This window comes from Pseudomonas sp. R62 (assembly GCF_000257605.1).
Lineage (GTDB): Bacteria > Pseudomonadota > Gammaproteobacteria > Pseudomonadales > Pseudomonadaceae > Aquipseudomonas > Aquipseudomonas atacamensis.
The window spans coordinates 1,852,369-1,870,404 of record NZ_JH635998.1 but is presented as its reverse complement, the minus strand read 5'-3'; the positions used below and the strand labels follow the sequence as shown (position 1 = coordinate 1,870,404).

The following is an 18,036-nucleotide window of genomic DNA, read 5'->3' as shown; positions in this document are numbered from 1 at the left end:
GTATTCCTGAACCATGATGTTCTGCTTCAGGCCCATGAACGCTTCGATCACCGACTCTGCCGCCGTCGCGGTTTCGCACAGCACCACGCCGATGCCCTGAGTGCCTTCAAGTACCTTGATCACCAGCGGTGCGCCGTTGACCATGGCGATCAGGTCGGGAATATCGTCCGGCGAGTGGGCAAAACCGGTGACCGGCAAACCGATGCCGCGCCGCGACAGCAGCTGCAGCGAACGCAATTTGTCCCGCGAGCGGGCAATCGCCACCGACTCGTTGAGCGGGAACACGCCCATCATTTCGAACTGACGCAACACCGCGCAGCCGTAGAACGTCACCGATGCGCCGATCCGCGGGATCACCGCGTCGAAACCTTCCAGCGGTTTGCCGCGGTAATGGATCTGCGGCTTGTGGCTGGCAATGTTCATGTAGGCGCGCAAGGTGTCGATCACCACCATTTCATGCCCGCGCTCGATTCCGGCTTCGACCAGACGGCGGGTGGAATACAGACGCGGATTACGCGACAGCACAGCGATCTTCATGCAACACCTGTGGAGGAGGTAGATACCGGGAACACCGGCTTGTCTTGTACATACTTGATGCCCGGATTGACCACCAACTGGCCATCGATCAGGGCTTTGGAACCGAGCAACAGGCGATAACGCATGGACTTGCGGCAGGCCAGGGTGAACTCCACCGGCCAGACCCGATCGCCCAGGGCCAGCGTGGTGCTGATCACATAGCGCACTTGCGCATGGCCGTTGGAGCTCTTGATGGTTTTGCGCGTGACAAGCGGTGCCTCACAGCGCCGGTGACGCAACTGCACCACCGTGCCGAGATGCGCAGTGAAGCGCACCCATTTCTCGCCGTCGCGTTCGAACGGTTCGATATCGGTGGCGTGCAGGCTGGAGGTGCTGGCGCCGGTGTCGATTTTTGCGCGCAGGCCCGCGACTCCCAGGCCCGGGAGCGCCACCCACTCGCGCAGACCGACAACGGTCAAATGATCAAATGTCTTCAAAGATAAAAACCAAGGGTTAACGCTTCCAGGCTTCGTCCGGCACCTGGGCCAACGCTTTGAATGCGGGTCTGGCGAACCAGTAGCCCTGCATCAGAAATATTCCACAGTCCGCGAGGAAATCCCGTTCCCCGGCGCTTTCTATGCCTTCGGCAATGACTGTAACGTCCAACTCCGCACACATTGTGACAATCCCCCGCACGATCACCTGACGGACACGGTCCTGGTCAACATCGCGGATCAGCGCCATGTCGAGTTTGATCAGGTCCGGTTGGAAATCAGCCAGCAGATTGAGCCCCGAATAACCGGCACCGAAATCGTCGATGGCGGTCTTGAAGCCGAATTCGCGGTATTCACGCAGAATATTGGTCAAATGGCGATAATTATCTACGTGCTCGATTTCCAGGGTTTCGAAAATCAGCCGGTCGATCGGAAAGTTGTGTTTGCGTGCGGCCTCCAGCGTGCTGCGAATGCATAGCTCTGGACGGTAGACGGCGTTGGGCAAAAAGTTGATCGACAAGTGTGTCTGCATATTAAGGCTCGCCGCGCCTTCGATGGCGCGGGTCCGGCAGAGCTGGTCGAAACGGTAGCGGTTATCTTCTGTAACCTGATTTAACACCGACAGTGCACCTTCCCCGGCCACGCCTCGCACCAGCGCCTCGTGGGCGAATACCGACTGGTCGCGCAGGTCGACGATCGGCTGGTAGGCGAAGGCAAAATCGAAGTCCAGCGGTTCGCTCTGCTGGCAGCCCTGGCAACCGCCCTTGGTTGAGGTCAACGAAGTTGGAAATTTAGTCACGCGGTCACTCCAGGCCGGTCAGGCGGCGAAGATCACAGTCTATCTGGAGGGCCGAGTTCTTGCGCCCGACAGAAACGGTAGTACAGTTCCGACTACTGGCTGAGCGAGGAATTCATATGGGACAGAAGCAGGAGGAGGACGACAAGGTCCGTCTCGATAAATGGCTATGGGCAGCGCGTTTCTACAAGACCCGTGCATTGGCCAAAGCCGCCATTGAAAGTGGCAAGGTGCATTGCCGTGGCGAGCGCTGCAAACCGGGCAAGGAGCCGCGCATCGGTGATGAGTTCGAGATTCGTACCGGCTTCGAAGTGCGCACGGTGAGGGTCGAGGCATTGTCGATCGTGCGTCGTGGCGCACCCGAGGCGCAGACCTTGTATGCCGAGACCGAGGCGAGTGTCGCCAAGCGTGAAGCGGCTGCGGCAATGCGCAAGGCAGGGTCGTTGGGCGTGAGCACCGATGGCAAGCCGAGCAAGAAACAGCGGCGGGATCTGTTCAAGTTTCGCGGTAGCAGCAACGAAGATTGAAACGTTGTGCCGGCCTCTTCGCGAGCAGGCTCGCTGCCACATTCGATCGAGTCGTCTGTGGCAGCGAGCCTGCTCGCGAATCGAGTACGACGCGGTATCAGGCGCTACGCACCACACTCATCCGCGACACCATCGGCAGCTTGCCCAGCAACGCGAAAACCGGCGCGGTCAGTTTCAACCAGAAGTTCGCCGCGTGATAGGCAAACGGTGTGTAGTAACCCCAGCCCAACGCCCACACCGCCAGCAGCACGCCGCCGATGTAGTCGTCCTGACCCCAATGCGCGCCGGCCACCAGACGCGGCAGCATGAACAACACGGCCAGACCCCATACTGTTAGAAATTGTCCGACGGTGCGGCTGAACACGCCCATGAACAACGCCCAGATCAACAACACTGAGGCATGATCACCGGGGAAACTCTGGCCGGAACGGTCCTTCAGCTCCCAGGTTTTTTCCAGATGCGGAAAGTAATCGCTGATGTGCACGGCGCCCTCAAGCACCATTGACGGGCTGCTGTGCTGCCAGCCCATGTGATCGGCGAATTTGGAAAACAGCGCGCGGATCACCACCATCAGCAGCAGGATCGAGAAAAAACCGAAGAACGCGCGACGCACGTCGATTGCCCTGAAGACCCAGTCGCCCTTGATCAGCAGCGTCAGCAGAATCAGTCCGACGACGATGTCGAACGGGCGCAGACTTGCAATTGCCCAAATGTGGAGCCATATCGGGTTGCTGGCCAGCGGTGCATTCAGCGAGCGGAACAGCCACTCGTCGAAAATCACACACAGCATCTGGCCGGTAGGCCATAACCAGAAAGCCAGCAGCGCCAACGGCACTACGTTACACAGAACCAGCCGGCCGAGGTTCCACCTTGATTGGAACAAACCCGGATTGTTCATAAAATGCCTCCCATGGCGAAAAAGCGCCGGCACCAAAAAAAGTGCCAGCAAGCGCAAATTTTCACGTTTTGTAATCATTTTGTCATCACATTCAGATACCCAGACCTATGACCGACCTAGCGGATACCGATTTCACTCAACGCTTCATCTTCGATGACAGCGACACTCGCGGCGAACTGGTAGCGCTGGAGCGCAGCTACGCCGAAGTCCTCGCCAAACACCCGTACCCGGAACCTGTCGCGCAGTTGCTCGGCGAACTGATGGCGGCCGCTTCGTTGCTGGTCGGCACGCTCAAGTTCGATGGCTTGCTGATTTTGCAGGCACGCTCGGAAGGGCCGATTCCGCTGCTGATGATCGAGTGCTCCAGCGAGCGTGAGATCCGTGGTCTGGCGCGTTACAACGCCGAGCAGATCGCCGCAGACGCCACCCTCAGCGATCTGATGCCGGACGGCGTCCTGGCCCTGACCGTCGACCCGACTGTTGGCCAGCGCTATCAGGGCATTGTCGATCTCGACGGCGAAACCCTGTCGGATTGCTTCACCAACTACTTCGTCATGTCGCAGCAGGTTGGCACGCGCTTCAAGCTGTTCGCCGACGGTCGTCGTGCCCGCGGCATGCTGCTGCAACAACTCCCCGCCGATCGCTTGAAAGACGAAGAGGATCGCGCCGCCAGCTGGCAGCACCTCACCGCGTTGGCCAGCACTCTGAGCGCCGATGAGCTGCTGAGCCTGGACAACGAAACCGTCCTGCATCGTCTGTACCATGAAGAACAGGTGCGCCTGTTCGATGTGCAGCATTTGCGCTTCAGTTGCAGTTGCTCGCGGGAACGCTCCGGCAATGCGCTGGTCAGTCTTGGGCTGGAAGATGCGTTGGCGCTGGCAGCCGAGCAGGGCGGCAAAGTCGAGATCGATTGCCAGTTCTGCAATCAGCAGTACCTGTTCGACGCGGCCGATATTGCTCAATTGTTCGCTGGCGCGGGCGTCGATACGCCGTCAGATACCCGTCACTAAAACGGTTCAGCGCAGGTAAATTCACTGCGTAATGACGGAATATCGCCGTTACGACGGGAGGACCCTACTCTTTTTGGGCTTTTCTGGCATAATCCGGCCCACTTTTTTCGCGGTAGTAGTGCACGACTTTCTACTACAAAACGTTTGGAGCACACTCGGCCACTGGCCGACGGGGAACCTCATGACGCAAGCCAATAACGCCGTGTACACCGATCTGAGTGTTGATGATCTGGTAAAAGAAGCCCTGAATCGCGGTGAAGGCGAGCTTGCCGATACCGGCGCTCTGGTTGTTCGCACCGGTCACCGCACCGGCCGTTCGCCAGTCGACCGTTTCATCGTTGAAGAGCCTTCCACCCAGGCTGCTATCGCCTGGGGCCCGATCAACCGCAAGTTCCCGGCCGACAAGTTCGATGCCCTGTGGGCTCGCGTCGAGGCCTTCAACAACGCGCAAGAGCACTTCGTTTCCCACGTGCATGTAGGCGCGGCGGAAGATCACTACCTGGCCGTGAAAATGACCACGCAGACTGCCTGGCAGAACCTGTTCGGTCGTTGCCTGTTCATCAACCCGGCCCAGTACAACCCGGCTGGCCGTGAAGAATGGCAAGTGCTCAACGTCGCCAACTTCGAGTGCGTGCCTGAGCGTGACGGCACCAACTCCGATGGTTGCGTGATCATCAACTTCGCGCAGAAGAAAGTGCTGATCGCCGGCATGCGTTACGCCGGCGAGATGAAGAAAGCCATGTTCTCGGTGCAAAACTTCCTGCTGCCGGCCGCTGACGTGCTGCCAATGCACTGTGCTGCCAACATCGGCGAAGACGGCGACGTGACCCTGTTCTTCGGTCTGTCGGGCACCGGTAAAACCACCCTGTCGGCCGACGAAAGCCGTTACCTGATCGGTGACGACGAACACGGCTGGGGCGAAGGCGTGGTGTTCAACATCGAAGGCGGTTGCTACGCCAAGTGCATCGACCTCTCCGAGAAGAACGAGCCGGTCATCTGGAAAGCCATCAAGCACGGTGCAGTGCTGGAGAACGTCGTTATCGACGACGCCAAGCACGCCGACTACGCCGATGTCAGCCTGACCCAGAACAGCCGCGCCGCCTACCCGCTGGAGCACGTTGCCAAGCGCTCCGAGAAGAACCTGGGTGGCGAGCCAAACGCGGTGATCTTCCTGACCTGCGACCTGACCGGCGTGCTGCCGCCAGTGTCGATCCTCAACGAAGAGCAAGCGGCCTACCACTTCCTGTCCGGCTACACCGCACTGGTGGGCTCGACTGAAATGGGTTCGGGCAGCGGCATCAAGTCGACCTTCTCCACCTGCTTCGGCGCACCGTTCTTCCCGCGTCCGGCTGGCGAATACGCCGAACTGCTGATCAAGCGCATCCGCGGCTTCGGCTCCAAGGTCTACCTGGTCAACACCGGCTGGACCGGCGGCGGCTACGGCGTCGGCCAACGCTTCAACATCCCGACCACCCGCGCAGTGATCGCCGCGATCCAGAGCGGCGCACTGATCGGTGCCGCCACCGAGCACCTCGACACCATCAACCTCGACGTGCCACTGGCCGTTCCGGGCGTCGACACCAACCTGCTCAACCCACGCAACACCTGGGCTGACAAGGCGGCGTACGACGAGGCAGCGAAAGCATTGGCCGGTCTGTTCATCGAGAACTTCAAGAAGTTCGAAGTGAGCGACGCGATCAAGGCGGCTGGGCCGAAGTTGTAAGCAGTGGTTTGCAGTGAATAAAAAACCGCCCTTTGGGGCGGTTTTTTATTTCCGATCTGAAATGCAGCTTGGTTGGACGTCAAAGACGTGGCTTGCCCTGGCTATGTGTCAATCAGCCAGTGCACTCAGCACATGGACAGGATCGTTATGAATGGCCTTGAGTAGTGCTTTGGCCGGCCCAGTCGGCTGACGACGACCTTGCTCCCAATTGCGTAACGTTCCCAATTGGACATCAATCAAGGCTGCGAACTTTGCCTGCGTCATTCCCGTCGCTTTGCGAATCTGTTTAACCTGTAATGCATCCACATAGAATTCGCGGGACGGCTTTTTTTCACCCCGAAGAATCTCATCCATTTCCTGCACGCTTTCCATCAGCTCATCAAAAAACTTGCTCATGGTTACCTCCAGTTTCCAATCAGGGCCTTCAGTGCTTTCCGTTCGTCATGGGTAAGATCCTGCTGCTCGTTTTTTGGATAAATCATCAACAACGCGATCTGTGATGCTGAAACGAAGTGGTAGTAGATAACCCGTGCGCCACCCCGTTTGCCATGGCCTTTGGAGGCGACTCGTGCTTTACGCACCCCGCCGGTTCCTTCGATTACATCGCCAATAGACGGGTTTGCGACCAACTGCTTTTGAAAGGTGGCGTAGGCATCGTCGTCCAGTAACTCTCTTACTCGGCGGGTGAAGACTGAAGTCTCAATAAAAATCATGGTCAATGTACGCCAGTGACTTACTTTCAGGCAATGCTGAAGTGTTGATGACGATGACTGGTGCCTGGTCGCCGACAGATGATCGGCGGCGATCAGGCTGCTCGCCTTAGGCAGGGGCTTTCCAGTTGAGCATCTGTGTCTGCGCGACTTGCAGCAGCTCGCAGCCGACCTGTCAGCAGGTACAGAGCGTGGGTGATGTGGGTGTCGCTGACCAAAGCAGCGACACCCACGACTATAGGTTCGCACCACCACCTCGTGATAGCCGACAAGGCATCGCGTGAAGTAGGAATGGGACGAACAGAGCGCCAGACGTTGCTACCGATTCTTCAACGCCTTTCAACGCAGATGCTGGTAACCGGAAATATCCAGCAGGCTTGTGGTCAGTCCGGTTGCAGGGCGGTAGATCGTGCCTTTGACTGCTGAAAACGGCACGCCTTTGCTGCCCAGCGAGACATAGCGCTCGCCTTTGTCCAGTTCGGTGAAATAGGTGTAGGACTGGCTGTGCATCTTCTTGTAGCGGGCTTCGTCGCTGACGATGGCGCCGGTGAGGCGGCGCAGGTCGGTATCTGTCAGGTTGAGCGTTTTGCTCAGTGGCACGCCCCAGCGCTTGAGGCAGGTTTCCGCCAGATGGCGAACGATGCGGCCGGGCTCGATCAGCGCGTTGAGGTCGCTGCTGTTGGTGGGCTCGCCGCCGAGCGCCGTGGCGTTGCCAGCAAGGGTGGCGTGGCGACCGGCCATTGGATAGATCGAAGTCCTGGTGCCGGTAGCGGTTTGCGGGATCACGCAGCTGAAGCCTTTTGAGCGCTCGTCGCGGGCATAGAAGGCGATGTATTCCTTGACGTTGGATTCGAGTTTGACGCGGTTTTCCTGGAAGTTGCCAATTCCCGGGACTGGATCAATCGCAAAGATATTCACCGGAATATGTTTGAGCGCAGCGTCCCTGGACATTGCATTGGCAAGCATATGGCAACTGATACCACCCCGGCTCCAGCCGAGCAGATTGACACGCGTCGGAATAATGCCGTCCTTGCGGAAAGTCTTGATGATCTGTTCCTGCAACTTCTGTTGCGTGATACTTCGGTCGCCATAGTTATACTGGCGCCAGAACCAGGAGCCTTCCTCTTTTACATCTTCAATAGGAATACCTGCCGCTTTCAGACGGTTATATTCTGCCTCGGTAAGTTGTTTACGCTGCCAATCGCATTTGCCTTTGATGATATTCAACGCGTGCTGCACGTTTTCATCCCAGCCTTTGCCGAACAGCGTGCCGGACAAGCCGTATTCAGACGTCTTGGTGAACAGGTCGTCGGCTTGCAGATTGCCGCTGCCAGGGCCGTCGACGACGATCCACTCGGCAAATTCGCGTCCGCTGTGGTGTGCAGCGAGCGTAGAAACGATTTCGCCGTCCCAGAAGCTTTTATGGTTTTCGTCAAACTTGTTGGAGCCGGTGCCGCAGAAAAAGATTGTTAAAGTTGTCATTTCGTTGCTCTTGCTTATGAATAAGAGCGGTCAAGTTAGTTCGAAGTGTTTTTATAAATAAAGGGTGCTGTTGTGTCTGTGTTTGTAATTTTTAAGTTTGTTATATATATGTAGCTTGGTTTTTCGAAAGTTTGTCGAGACGCTTCGATTGTTACACGCTTGGTTTTCGCTTCCCATGTATTATTCAGTATCGATTCAACCCCGACCTTTTCTCGACTCGCTGCAATCGCCCGCTAGGCTTTGGGCATGGCAGCAGTCAAAGGAGTGACAGTAAATGCACCACACCCTGGAACAGGTTTTTGGTTATCCACAGTTTCGCCCCGGTCAGGAGGCCGCTGTCAGCGCGGTGCTGGCGGGGCGCTCCGCGGCGGCAATCTTTCCCACCGGCTCCGGCAAATCGCTTTGCTATCAGCTACCGGCGCTTTTACTGCCACACCTGACATTGGTGGTTTCGCCGTTGCTGGCGTTGATGCAGGATCAATTGGCCTTCCTCAAGCGCCACGGCATTTCGGCGGGCAGTATCGATTCGGCGCAGAGCCGCGAGGATGCCAACGACGTCATGGCTCGTGCGCGTTCGGGGGAATTGAAGATTCTGATGATCTCCGTCGAACGCCTGAAAAATGAGCGCTTCCGCAACTTTCTGCAGCAGGTGCCGATCTCGTTGCTGGTGGTCGACGAGGCGCACTGCATTTCCGAATGGGGCCACAACTTTCGGCCGGACTATCTGAAACTGCCGGACTACCAACGTCAGTTTAACATCCCGCAGGCCTTGCTGCTCACCGCCACGGCGACACCAAAAGTCATAGCCGACATGCAGGCCAAATTCGCCATCGCCCCGGCAGATGTGGTGACCACCGGATTTTACCGGCCTAACCTCAACCTGCTGGTCGAGCCTGTACCCGGTCAGGACAAACGCCGGCGTCTGGTCGAATGGATGGCCGAGCGTCCTGGGCAGCCGAGCATTGTCTACGTGACGTTGCAGAAGACCGCCGAGCATATCGCCGAGCATCTTCAACGCAACGGAATCCAGGCCGAGGCATACCACGCGGGTTTGCCCCACGATCAGCGTGAAGACATTCAACGCCGCTTCATGGCCGGGCAGTCCAACTGCATTGTCGCCACCATTGCCTTCGGGATGGGCATCGACAAGAGCGACATCCGCAACGTGGTGCATTTCGATCTGCCCAAATCCATCGAAAACTACAGTCAGGAAATCGGCCGTGCCGGACGCGACGGACAACCCTCGGACTGCCTGGTATTGGCCAATCGCGACAGCCTCAATGTGCTGGAAAACTTCGTCTACGGTGATACGCCCGAACGCGACGGGATTCATTATGTGCTCGAAGAGCTCAAAGCCTCAGTGCCGGACGGACAATGGGAGTTTTTGCTCGGGCCATTGGCGGATCAGAGCAACATTCGCTCGTTGCCGTTGAAGACTTTGCTGGTGCAGCTGGAACTGCGGGGCCTGATCGCGCCGCGCTACGCTTATTACGCTGAATACCGCTTCAAATATCTGCTTGAGCCTGAAGCATTGCTCCAGCGCTTCGAAGGCGAGCGCAGGGATTTCGTTGCGGCGATCATCAGAACGTCCACGCGAGCACGCACCTGGGCCACAGTAGATTTCGAGGCGATGTATTCGCAGTATTCCGCCGAGCGCAATCGCGTAGTGACAGCGCTTGATTACTTCCAGGAAAAAGGCTGGGTCGAGCTTGAAAGCAAGCAAATGACCGAGGTTTACAGCCTGCTGCACAGTGATTTTGCCAGCGACGCCCTGAGCGCTGAGCTGCACGAGTACTTCACTCGTCACGAAGAGACTGAAGTGGCGCGAATTCACGCCATGCTTGAGGTGTTCGCCACCGAACGCTGCCTGGGTTATCGCCTGGCCGAGTATTTCGGTGACCACAATGCCCCTGAACATTGCGGCCATTGTTCGGTATGTCACGGCCAGATCGCGCGGTTGCCGGAGCCGCCGCCATTGCCGCCGCTTGTGGATAAAAACTTCGCGCAGCTGTGTGGTGAATTTATCCACAGGCATGAGCAGCACACAGGCAGCCTTCCGACGGCCGAACGCCTGACACGGTTCCTGTGCGGAATCAGCGTGCCGTTGTTCACCAAACTCAAGGCGCGGGCGATACCGGGTTTTGCTGCGTTGGAAGAGTATCCCTACGCAGAGGTCCGCGAGTGGGCGGACAGTCACTTGCTCGATTAAGCAGAGAGTCTGTGGTCGCTGCATCCATCCGCTGAATGTCGATCATCACGCTAATAAACTTCAAAAAGCGTCGTGGCCTGACTAAGGTTGGAATCTGTCTTCGGGCAACTCACAAGAGAACAACATGAGCCAGACAAGCTTCGAGATTCAGCAGGCTGCCGTGATCGGCGCGGGCACCATGGGCCGTGGCATCGTCATGTGCCTGGCCAATGCCGGGGTGAACGTGCAATGGGTGGATAACAATCCACAGATGCTTGAGCAGGCGCTGACTACGGTCGCCGAAACTTATGCACACAACGTGCGCCAGGGCCGCATTGATCAGGCCGAGGCGGATGCGCGAATTGCTCGTATATCTGCGGCGGCGGATTACGCGGCGATTCGCAATGTCGATCTGGTGATCGAAGCGGTGTACGAGAATCTCGAACTGAAGCAGAAGATTTTTCGCGAACTGGATGGTCTGCTCAAGCCTGAGGCGCTGCTGGCGAGCAACACCTCGGCGCTGGACATCGACGCCATCGCGGCTGCGACCCGGCGCCCGGCACAGGTGCTGGGTCTGCATTTCTTCAGCCCCGCGCACATCATGAAACTGCTGGAAATAGTGCGAGGTGCGCAAACCTCACCAGCGGCCCTGGAAGCAGCGCTGGCGCTCGGCAAGCGCATGGGCAAGGTCAGCGTGGTGTCGGGCAACTGTCACGGTTTTATCGGCAACCGCATGCTGCATCCGTATGTACTGGAAGCGCGCAAGATGCTTCTCGAAGGTGCTTATCCACAGCAGGTGGATACCGCGCTGCAAGGCTTCGGCTTCGCCATGGGGCCGTTTCGCATGTACGACGTGGTTGGCATCGATCTGGAATGGCGTGCTCGGCAGCTAGCTGGCAAGGGGCAGGATGCGCCCGAGGTTCAGGTGGATAACCGCCTGTGTGAGATGGGCCGGTTCGGGCAGAAGTCCGGCAACGGCTACTACCACTATGAGCCGGGCAGTCGCCAGGCCGAGCATGATCCCGAAGTGGATGCACTGGTGCTGCGGGTCAGCGAAGAGCTGGGTTTCCAGCGTCGCGACATCGGTCCTGAAGAAATCCTTGAGCGCTGTTTGCTGGCGCTGATCAACGAAGGCGCGAAGATTCTGCAGGAAGGCATTGCCGGCTCGGCCCATGACATCGATCTGGTGTACTTGAACGGCTATGGTTTTCCAGCGGATAAGGGTGGACCGATGGCCTGGGCGGATCAGCAAGGGCTGGCGGATATTCATCAGCGCTTGCTGGCACTGGAGACGCGCCAGGGCGATCAGTGGAAGCCGGCGCGGCTGATTGGCGAACTGGCGGCGCAGGGCAAGGGGTTTGCTCACGCATAGTGTTACGGCGAAAATCTATCCCCTCACCCCAGCCCTCTCCCCCAAGGGGAGAGGGGGAAAGGGAGCCGATCTTCGTGATTTTCGAATGTGAGCTCGACTCGACAGTTCAGGTCGGTGTATTTCGAGAGAACACATCGGTCAGTCCCCTCTACCTCTGGGAGAGGGCTAGGGTGAGGGCAAGCGCCCTCACTGAAAAACAAGAGAACCAGCACAACCATGTCCACCCCTCAGCGCATCGACTACCCCCACTTCCAGCCCATCACCACACGCTGGCACGACAACGACGCCTACGGTCACGTCAACAACGTTACCTACTACAGCTTCTTCGACACGGCGGTGAACACTTATCTGATTCAGGTCGGTGGCCTGGATATTCATGACGGCGAAGTGGTGGGATTCGTGGTCAGTTCCGCCTGCGATTACTTTGCCTCGATCGCTTTTCCCGATCTGATCGAGATCGGACTGCGGGTCGGCAAGCTGGGCAACAGTTCGGTGCAATACGAACTGGCTGTGTTCAAGGTTGGCGAAAGCGAGGCGTGTGCGGCGGGGCGGTTCGTGCATGTGTTTGTTGATCGGGCGAGCAATCAGCCGGTGCCGATTCCTGCCGGTTTGCGCGGGGCGCTGGAACGGTTGGTGGTCTAGGCGCGCAAAAAAAATCGCAGCTCAAAAGCTGCGATTTTTTGTTCATGCCTTCGCCTTAATGGTGGCGATAGTACTTGTGATGCTTGCGGTGGCCGTAGGCATGGCCGCGACCTGGATGACCACGGTCGCGGTAGTAGCGACGGTCATCATGGCCACGGTCGTAGCGACGATCATCATCGTCGCTCTTGTTGCCCATGTAGTTACCCAGCGCGCCACCTGCACCGCCACCAGCAGCGGAGCCGATCAGGCTGCCGGTGGTGCCGCCGAGACTACGGCCGACGACGTTACCGCCGGCTGCGCCCAGTGCACCGCCGATGGCTGCTTCGCCACGGCTGCGCTTGTCTGCGCCGACCGCACTACCACCCGCGCCGCCCAGGGCTGCGCCGATGGTGGAACCTGTATTGCCGCCTAACGATTGACCGACGACCGAGCCAAGAACCCCGCCCAATGCGCCGCCCACACCTGCTTCGGTGGTGCCTCCGGCAGAAGCGAAGCCACTGACCAGGCCAAGGGACAACAAGAGAATCGAGGAGAACTTCATAGAGGATGAGCCTCAAAGGGATGACGGCGCCGATCCTGAAGCTCTGCAATGGGCGTGACAATCAAAATCCGACGAATAACACGACTTGTATACAATATTGCAAGTTACTGTTTTTTCACCGGAACTTAACCGATTTTCGCCGGTCTTTAGCTACTTCGGACAGGCCGTTTTCATGCAGAAACGGCCTTTTTTGTGAGCGGTCGAAAATCTTTGCCACGGCAGATCTGTTGAAAGATCGATGGCTTTCGCGAGCAGGCTCGCTCCCACATTTGAAATGCATTCCAACTGTGGGAGCGAGCCTGCTCGCGAAGGGGCCGGATCTGGCTCCGCGGTTAAGCGGATTTAGCCATGATCAACCCAGTCTCACTCGCCGCTTCCAGCCGGATCGCAATGAACTTCGACGTCGGCGTGTGGCTGCCATCCCCCGTACTTTCCAGCGGCACCAGCGGATTGACCTCCGGATAGTACGCCGCCGCCTGCCCCGCAGGAATATCGAACGCCAACAATGTAAAACCTTTCACCCGGCGCTCGCGACCATCGTCCCAGATCGACACGATGTCGGCCTTCTGTCCCGGACGGAAGCCCAGACGAATGATGTCGGCCTCGTTGGCGAACAGCACGTCACGCTGGCCCTTCACGCCACGGTAGCGGTCGTCGAGACCATAGATCGTCGTGTTGTACTGATCGTGGGAGCGCATCGATTGCAGGATCAGATCCGGCACCTGGCCGGTGGCGCGGGTGCGTTCGTGGACCAGATCTTTCGGCAACTGATTGGCGCGGAAGTTGGCGCGGCCTGACGGCGTGTTCCACTTGCGGGCGCCAGCCGAGTTGCCCAGATAGAAGCCGCCCGGGTTTTTGATCTTGTCGTTGAAGTCTTTGAAACTCGGGATGGTGTCGGCGATCAGTTCGCGAATGCGCCCGTAATCGGCTACCAGCCAGTTCCAGTCCACCGGTTGGCTACCCAACGTCGCGGCAGCGATGCCGGCGATGATCGACGGCTCCGAGCGCATCTGGTTCGACAGCGGCTGCAACTGGCCGTTGGACGCGTGGACCATGCTGAACGAGTCTTCCACGGTCACCGCTTGCGGGCCTTCGGTCTGGATGTCGATGTCGGTGCGGCCCAGGCACGGCAGGATCAACGCGTCTTTGCCGTGAGCGAGGTGGCTGCGGTTGAGCTTGGTGCTGATCTGCACGGTCAGGTCACAATTGCGCAGCGCTTCGAAGGTGCGCGAGCTGTCCGGCGTGGCCTGGGCAAAGTTGCCGCCCAAGCCGATGAACACCTTGGCGCGACCTTCGGCCATCGCATGAATCGCCTCGACCACGTTGTGGCCATTGTGGCGTGGCACCTTGAACTGGAAGCGACGCTCCAGCGAGTCGAGGAACGCCACCGGTGGACGCTCGTTGATGCCCATGGTGCGGTCGCCCTGCACGTTGCTGTGACCACGCACCGGGCACAGACCGGCGCCAGGTTTGCCGATATTGCCGCGCAGCAGCATCAGGTTGGCGATTTCCTGAATGGTCGGCACCGAATGACGGTGCTGGGTGATGCCCATGGCCCAGCACATGATCACGTTCTTGCCTTTGGCGTACATGCGCGCAGCTTGCTCGATCTCGACCAGGGTCAGCCCCGATTGCTCGACGATCTGCTCCCACGAGGTGTCGTCGACAGTGGCGAGGTACTCCAGCACGTTAGCGCTGTGGGCATTGAGGAAATCATGGTCGAACACCGCCGGCTCGCCTGCCTTCTGCGCATCGCGTTCCCATTGCAGGAGGAACTTGGCCATGCCGCGCAGCACCGCCATGTCGCCGCCGAGTGCCGGGCGGAAATACGCGGTGTTGGTCGGCTTGTCGCCGTTGGTGAGCATTTCGATCGGGTGCTGTGGATGCTGGAAACGCTCCAGACCGCGCTCTTTCAGCGGATTGATGCACACGACTTGGGCGCCGCGTTTCACCGCTTCACGCAACGGTTCGAGCATGCGCGGATGGTTGGTGCCAGGGTTCTGGCCCCAGACGAAAATCGCGTCGGCGTGTTCGAAGTCGTCGAAGGTCACCGTGCCTTTGCCGACCCCGACACTCTGCGCCAACGCCACGCCGCTGGCCTCGTGGCACATGTTCGAGCAGTCAGGAAAATTGTTGGTGCCGTAAGCCCGCACGAACAGCTGATACAGATACGCCGCTTCGTTGCTGGCACGGCCCGAGGTGTAGAACTCGGCCTGATCCGGGCTCGGCAGATTGCGCAGGTGCTTGCCGATCAGAGCGAAGGCATCTTCCCAACTGATCGGCTTGTAGCGATCGGACTCGGCGTCGTAGACCATCGGCTCGGTCAGGCGGCCCTGATATTCCAGCCAGTAATCGCTCTGCTCCAGCAGGGAAGTGACGCTGTGCTTGGCGAAGAATTTGGCATCGACGCGACGCTTGGTCGCTTCCCAGTTCACCGCTTTGGCGCCGTTCTCGCAGAACTTGACCATGCCGCTTTCCGGCGAATCACCCCAGGCGCAACCCGGGCAGTCGAAGCCGCCATTCTGGTTGGTCTTGAGCATCATGCGCAGGTTTTTCAGGGCGTTGTCGCTGGTCAGCCACGCCTGGGCCACACTGATCAGGGCGCCCCAGCCGCCAGCGGCACCTTTGTAAGGCTTGTAGCGCGGGACAGGTTTCTGGTCGGCTTGATGATGTTGGCTCACGCTTGATTCTCCATCGCGGGGCTGTACACCCGCGGCGCACTTTTCTGCGGCAGGTGGATGAGATTGAGGTTATGGCGCCGGGCCCATTGCACGGCCAGGCCGGTGGGTGCCGACAGGCTGACCAGGGTCTGGATGCCGGCACGCAAGACTTTCTGGATCAATTCGAGGCTGCAACGGCTGGTGACAATCGCCAGGCCGCCTTCGGTAGAAATCTTCTGGCGGATCAACCCGCCGATCAGCTTATCGAGGGCGTTGTGTCGGCCGATGTCTTCGCGGCCGAGCAGCAATTCACCGCTGGCGTTCATGAACACCGCCGCGTGCACCGCGCCGCAATGCTGGCCCAGCGGCTGGAACGCGCCGATGCGCTGGCGCAGACCATCAAGCCACTCGATCGGTGGCAACGCTGCGCCTGGCAACACCTTGAGATCAGGCAGCGCCTGTTCGACGGCTTCGACGCCGCACAGTCCGCAGCCGCTGGTGCCGGCCAACTGGCGCCGCTGTTGCTTGAGGTTCCAGAACGCACGGTTGGCGATCGTCACCTGCGCGTATTGCGCCGAGCCTGCGCCTGTCAGTTGCAGATCGTAGATATCGCTGGCGTCTTCGATGATGCCGCTGCCGAGGCTGAAGCCGACAATGAAGTCTTCCAGATCGGTCGGGGTCACCAGCATCACCGCCTGGCTGATGCCGTTGTAGGCGATCGCCAACGCGACTTCCTCGGCCAGCGCGGTGCTGGCCGATGCCTCAAAGGGTAGATCGCTGTAGCTGTAGGTCTGGCTGGCGGCTGGCGCGGGCGTTTCAATTGCTGGCGCCGCGCAGGCTGGGCGCTTGGCGTTCATGGCATCACCGACGGTTTGATCTAGGTCAAGACTAGGCGCGGCAAGTTGTCGCGTCTAATCGCTATTACCGATCTACCGATAGATGCCGTCGATCAAGCGTCTTTTGGCGATTTCTGATAAAGCGCGAAACAGGCTTCCGCCAGCGCTGAACGCGGCGCGCCACGGCGCATGATCAGCCCCAGCGGCGCGAGGGTGTGGGCATTTTCGATCGGTTGCAGACGCAGGTGATCAGCAAGGGTTTCCGCGCCGCCATCGAGCGGCATGATCGCGCAGCAAAAACCGCCGTGGACTGCTTGCAGCAGTTGATGCACGGCGTCGGTTTGCAACAGCGGTTGCGGGGTCAGGCCACGGCTGTGGAAGTTGTGGTCGATGGACTGGCGAAAGTGCATGCCGCTGGTGAGCATGCACAGCGGCAGTTCGATCAGCGATTCCCAGCTCAGGGGTTCTTCGCCGAAGTTGAACGAGCGCTCGTCATAGAGCAGGCCCATGCGCGTCTCGTTGAAGGCCAGCGAATCGAAGCGCTCGCTGTCCAGACGTTCCAGATACGACACGCCAATGTCGATGCGGTTGTTCGCCAAGTGTTCGAGCACTTGCTCGGAGCTCAGCGACGACAGTTCGAAGCGCAAGTCCGGGTGCGCCGCGTGCAGTCGTTGCATCAGCGGCAAGGGATCGAAGCTCGACAGCGGCACCACGCCCAGGCGCAGCGTACCGATCAGATTTCCGCGACAGGCCGCCGCTTCCGCCTGCAAGCCGTCGTAAGCCGCCAGCACCGTGCGCGCCCACGCCAGCACGCGCTCGCCCGGTGCGGTGAAGCCTTCGAAGCGCTGGCCGCGATTGACCAATGGCAAGTCGAGTTCTTCTTCGAGGCTGCGCAAGCGCATCGACAGGGTCGGCTGGGTGATGTGGCAGCGCGCGGCGGCCTGGCCGAAATGGCGGGTTTCGTCGAGGGCGATGAGGAATTTCAGTTGCTTGATGTCCATCTTCGCTCCGGGCGGTTGGCGGGGTGTGGCGATTCTACCGCCTGCGGCGTGGGAGCGTCATTGGTCGGACTGGAACCGGGTTTGGCCGGGGTGGTCTAGGCTTGGACGACTGACCCTTTATTACATGGAGTGAATGCGATGAGCCTGTTCAGTTTTTTGAAAGAAGCCGGTGAAAAGATTCTCGATGCACTGACGCCGGACAAGGCCGAGGCCAACAGCGCAGCGCTGACCAAGCACGTGCAGGAAGCGCTGACCGGTATCGATACGTCGAAGATCCAGGTCAAGGTTGAAGGCGAGAAGGTCATCGCCACGGGTGAAGCGGCGAGTCAGGAAGAGAAAGAGAAGATTCTTTTGGCCCTGGGTAACGTCGCCGGCGTGAGTGGCGTGGACGATCAGATCACCGTGACGGGTGGCGTTGCCGCCGCCGCAAAATTTGTCACGGTCGAGAAGGGCGACACGCTGAGTGCGATTTCCAAGCGCGTGTATGGCGACGCCAACCAGTACAACAAGATTTTCGAGGCCAACAAACCTCAGCTCAAACATCCAGACAAGATCTACCCGGGACAAGTACTGCGTATTCCTGAATAACATTCGAAAGCGCTTTCGCGAGCAGGCTCGCTCCCACATTTGAAACGCATTT

At 59.0% G+C, this 18,036-nt stretch carries 17 protein-coding genes and 1 pseudogene; 7 read left to right on the top strand and 11 right to left on the bottom strand.

Annotation, left to right across the window (positions count from 1 at the left end; translation table 11 throughout):
* The 3 genes and pseudogenes from OQK_RS09575 to rimA form a co-directional block, all read right to left on the bottom strand.
* Positions 1-537 (bottom strand): annotated as a pseudogene (locus tag OQK_RS09575) (30S ribosomal protein S6--L-glutamate ligase); the annotation flags it as partial.
* A complete protein-coding gene (gene rimB / locus OQK_RS09570; protein ID WP_016772184.1) occupies positions 534-1,013 on the bottom strand; it encodes a retropepsin-like aspartic endopeptidase RimB in 480 nt (159 codons plus the stop codon). The pseudogene OQK_RS09575 and the gene rimB, both read right to left, overlap by 4 nt.
* A gap of 16 nt (positions 1,014-1,029) precedes the next feature.
* Positions 1,030-1,809, bottom strand: coding sequence for a S6 modification regulatory phosphodiesterase RimA (rimA, locus tag OQK_RS09565; RefSeq protein ID WP_016772183.1), 780 nt, complete (start codon positions 1,807-1,809; stop codon positions 1,030-1,032).
* A 116-nt stretch (positions 1,810-1,925) separates the two neighbouring features.
* On the opposite strand from rimA, the gene OQK_RS09560 reads away from it, so the two are divergent.
* Complete coding sequence (locus OQK_RS09560) at positions 1,926-2,333, top strand: RNA-binding S4 domain-containing protein (RefSeq protein ID WP_016772182.1); 408 nt, start codon at positions 1,926-1,928, stop codon at positions 2,331-2,333.
* Positions 2,334-2,430: 97 nt separating this feature from the next.
* Here the strand turns inward: OQK_RS09560 and OQK_RS09555 are convergent, their stop codons facing one another.
* Positions 2,431-3,231, bottom strand: a complete 801-nt coding sequence (locus tag OQK_RS09555; protein ID WP_016772181.1) for a phosphatase PAP2 family protein — start codon at positions 3,229-3,231, stop codon at positions 2,431-2,433.
* A 107-nt stretch (positions 3,232-3,338) separates the two neighbouring features.
* Between OQK_RS09555 and hslO the strand changes: the two genes are divergently transcribed.
* Entirely contained in the window at positions 3,339-4,241 is a 903-nt protein-coding gene (gene hslO, locus OQK_RS09550) for an Hsp33 family molecular chaperone HslO (RefSeq protein WP_016772180.1), read from the top strand.
* 181 nt (positions 4,242-4,422) lie between these two features.
* Positions 4,423-5,964: a phosphoenolpyruvate carboxykinase gene (locus OQK_RS09545; RefSeq protein ID WP_016772179.1), complete on the top strand. Its 1,542-nt coding sequence runs from the start codon at positions 4,423-4,425 to the stop codon at positions 5,962-5,964.
* Between the two features lie 108 nt (positions 5,965-6,072).
* On the opposite strand, the gene nadS is transcribed toward OQK_RS09545, so the two are convergent.
* The 3 genes from nadS to OQK_RS09530 all read right to left on the bottom strand — a co-directional run bounded on the left by nadS (position 6,073) and on the right by OQK_RS09530 (position 8,156).
* Complete coding sequence (nadS, locus tag OQK_RS09540) at positions 6,073-6,360, bottom strand: NadS family protein (RefSeq protein WP_016772178.1); 288 nt, start codon at positions 6,358-6,360, stop codon at positions 6,073-6,075.
* Positions 6,361-6,362: 2 nt separating this feature from the next.
* A complete protein-coding gene (locus OQK_RS09535) occupies positions 6,363-6,677 on the bottom strand; it encodes a type II toxin-antitoxin system RelE/ParE family toxin (RefSeq protein ID WP_016772177.1) in 315 nt (104 codons plus the stop codon).
* Positions 6,678-7,013: 336 nt separating this feature from the next.
* The gene (locus tag OQK_RS09530) at positions 7,014-8,156 is read right to left on the bottom strand and encodes a hypothetical protein (protein WP_016772176.1); all 1,143 of its coding nucleotides are present in this window, start codon (positions 8,154-8,156) and stop codon (positions 7,014-7,016) included.
* 274 nt (positions 8,157-8,430) lie between these two features.
* Between OQK_RS09530 and OQK_RS09525 the strand changes: the two genes are divergently transcribed.
* The 3 genes from OQK_RS09525 to OQK_RS09515 all read left to right on the top strand — a co-directional run bounded on the left by OQK_RS09525 (position 8,431) and on the right by OQK_RS09515 (position 12,358).
* Positions 8,431-10,365 carry a RecQ family ATP-dependent DNA helicase gene (locus OQK_RS09525; RefSeq protein WP_016772175.1) on the top strand — a complete coding sequence of 645 codons (1,935 nt, stop codon included), beginning with the start codon at positions 8,431-8,433 and terminating at the stop codon, positions 10,363-10,365.
* Positions 10,366-10,489: 124 nt separating this feature from the next.
* Entirely contained in the window at positions 10,490-11,716 is a 1,227-nt protein-coding gene (locus OQK_RS09520; protein ID WP_016772174.1) for a 3-hydroxyacyl-CoA dehydrogenase, read from the top strand.
* A 216-nt stretch (positions 11,717-11,932) separates the two neighbouring features.
* Positions 11,933-12,358: an acyl-CoA thioesterase gene (locus tag OQK_RS09515; protein ID WP_016772173.1), complete on the top strand. Its 426-nt coding sequence runs from the start codon at positions 11,933-11,935 to the stop codon at positions 12,356-12,358.
* A 55-nt stretch (positions 12,359-12,413) separates the two neighbouring features.
* On the opposite strand, the gene OQK_RS09510 is transcribed toward OQK_RS09515, so the two are convergent.
* From OQK_RS09510 to OQK_RS09495, 4 genes are all read right to left on the bottom strand, one after another.
* Entirely contained in the window at positions 12,414-12,899 is a 486-nt protein-coding gene (locus tag OQK_RS09510) for a glycine zipper domain-containing protein (protein WP_016772172.1), read from the bottom strand.
* A gap of 332 nt (positions 12,900-13,231) precedes the next feature.
* Entirely contained in the window at positions 13,232-15,580 is a 2,349-nt protein-coding gene (locus tag OQK_RS09505) for an FdhF/YdeP family oxidoreductase (RefSeq protein WP_016772171.1), read from the bottom strand.
* A complete protein-coding gene (fdhD, locus tag OQK_RS09500) occupies positions 15,577-16,416 on the bottom strand; it encodes a formate dehydrogenase accessory sulfurtransferase FdhD (protein WP_016772170.1) in 840 nt (279 codons plus the stop codon). The genes OQK_RS09505 and fdhD overlap by 4 nt, the downstream gene beginning before the upstream one ends.
* Positions 16,417-16,508: 92 nt before the next feature.
* Entirely contained in the window at positions 16,509-17,396 is an 888-nt protein-coding gene (locus tag OQK_RS09495; protein ID WP_016772169.1) for a LysR family transcriptional regulator, read from the bottom strand.
* A 138-nt stretch (positions 17,397-17,534) separates the two neighbouring features.
* On the opposite strand from OQK_RS09495, the gene lysM reads away from it, so the two are divergent.
* Complete coding sequence (lysM, locus tag OQK_RS09490; protein ID WP_016772168.1) at positions 17,535-17,984, top strand: peptidoglycan-binding protein LysM; 450 nt, start codon at positions 17,535-17,537, stop codon at positions 17,982-17,984.
* Positions 17,985-18,036 lie beyond the last annotated feature (52 nt).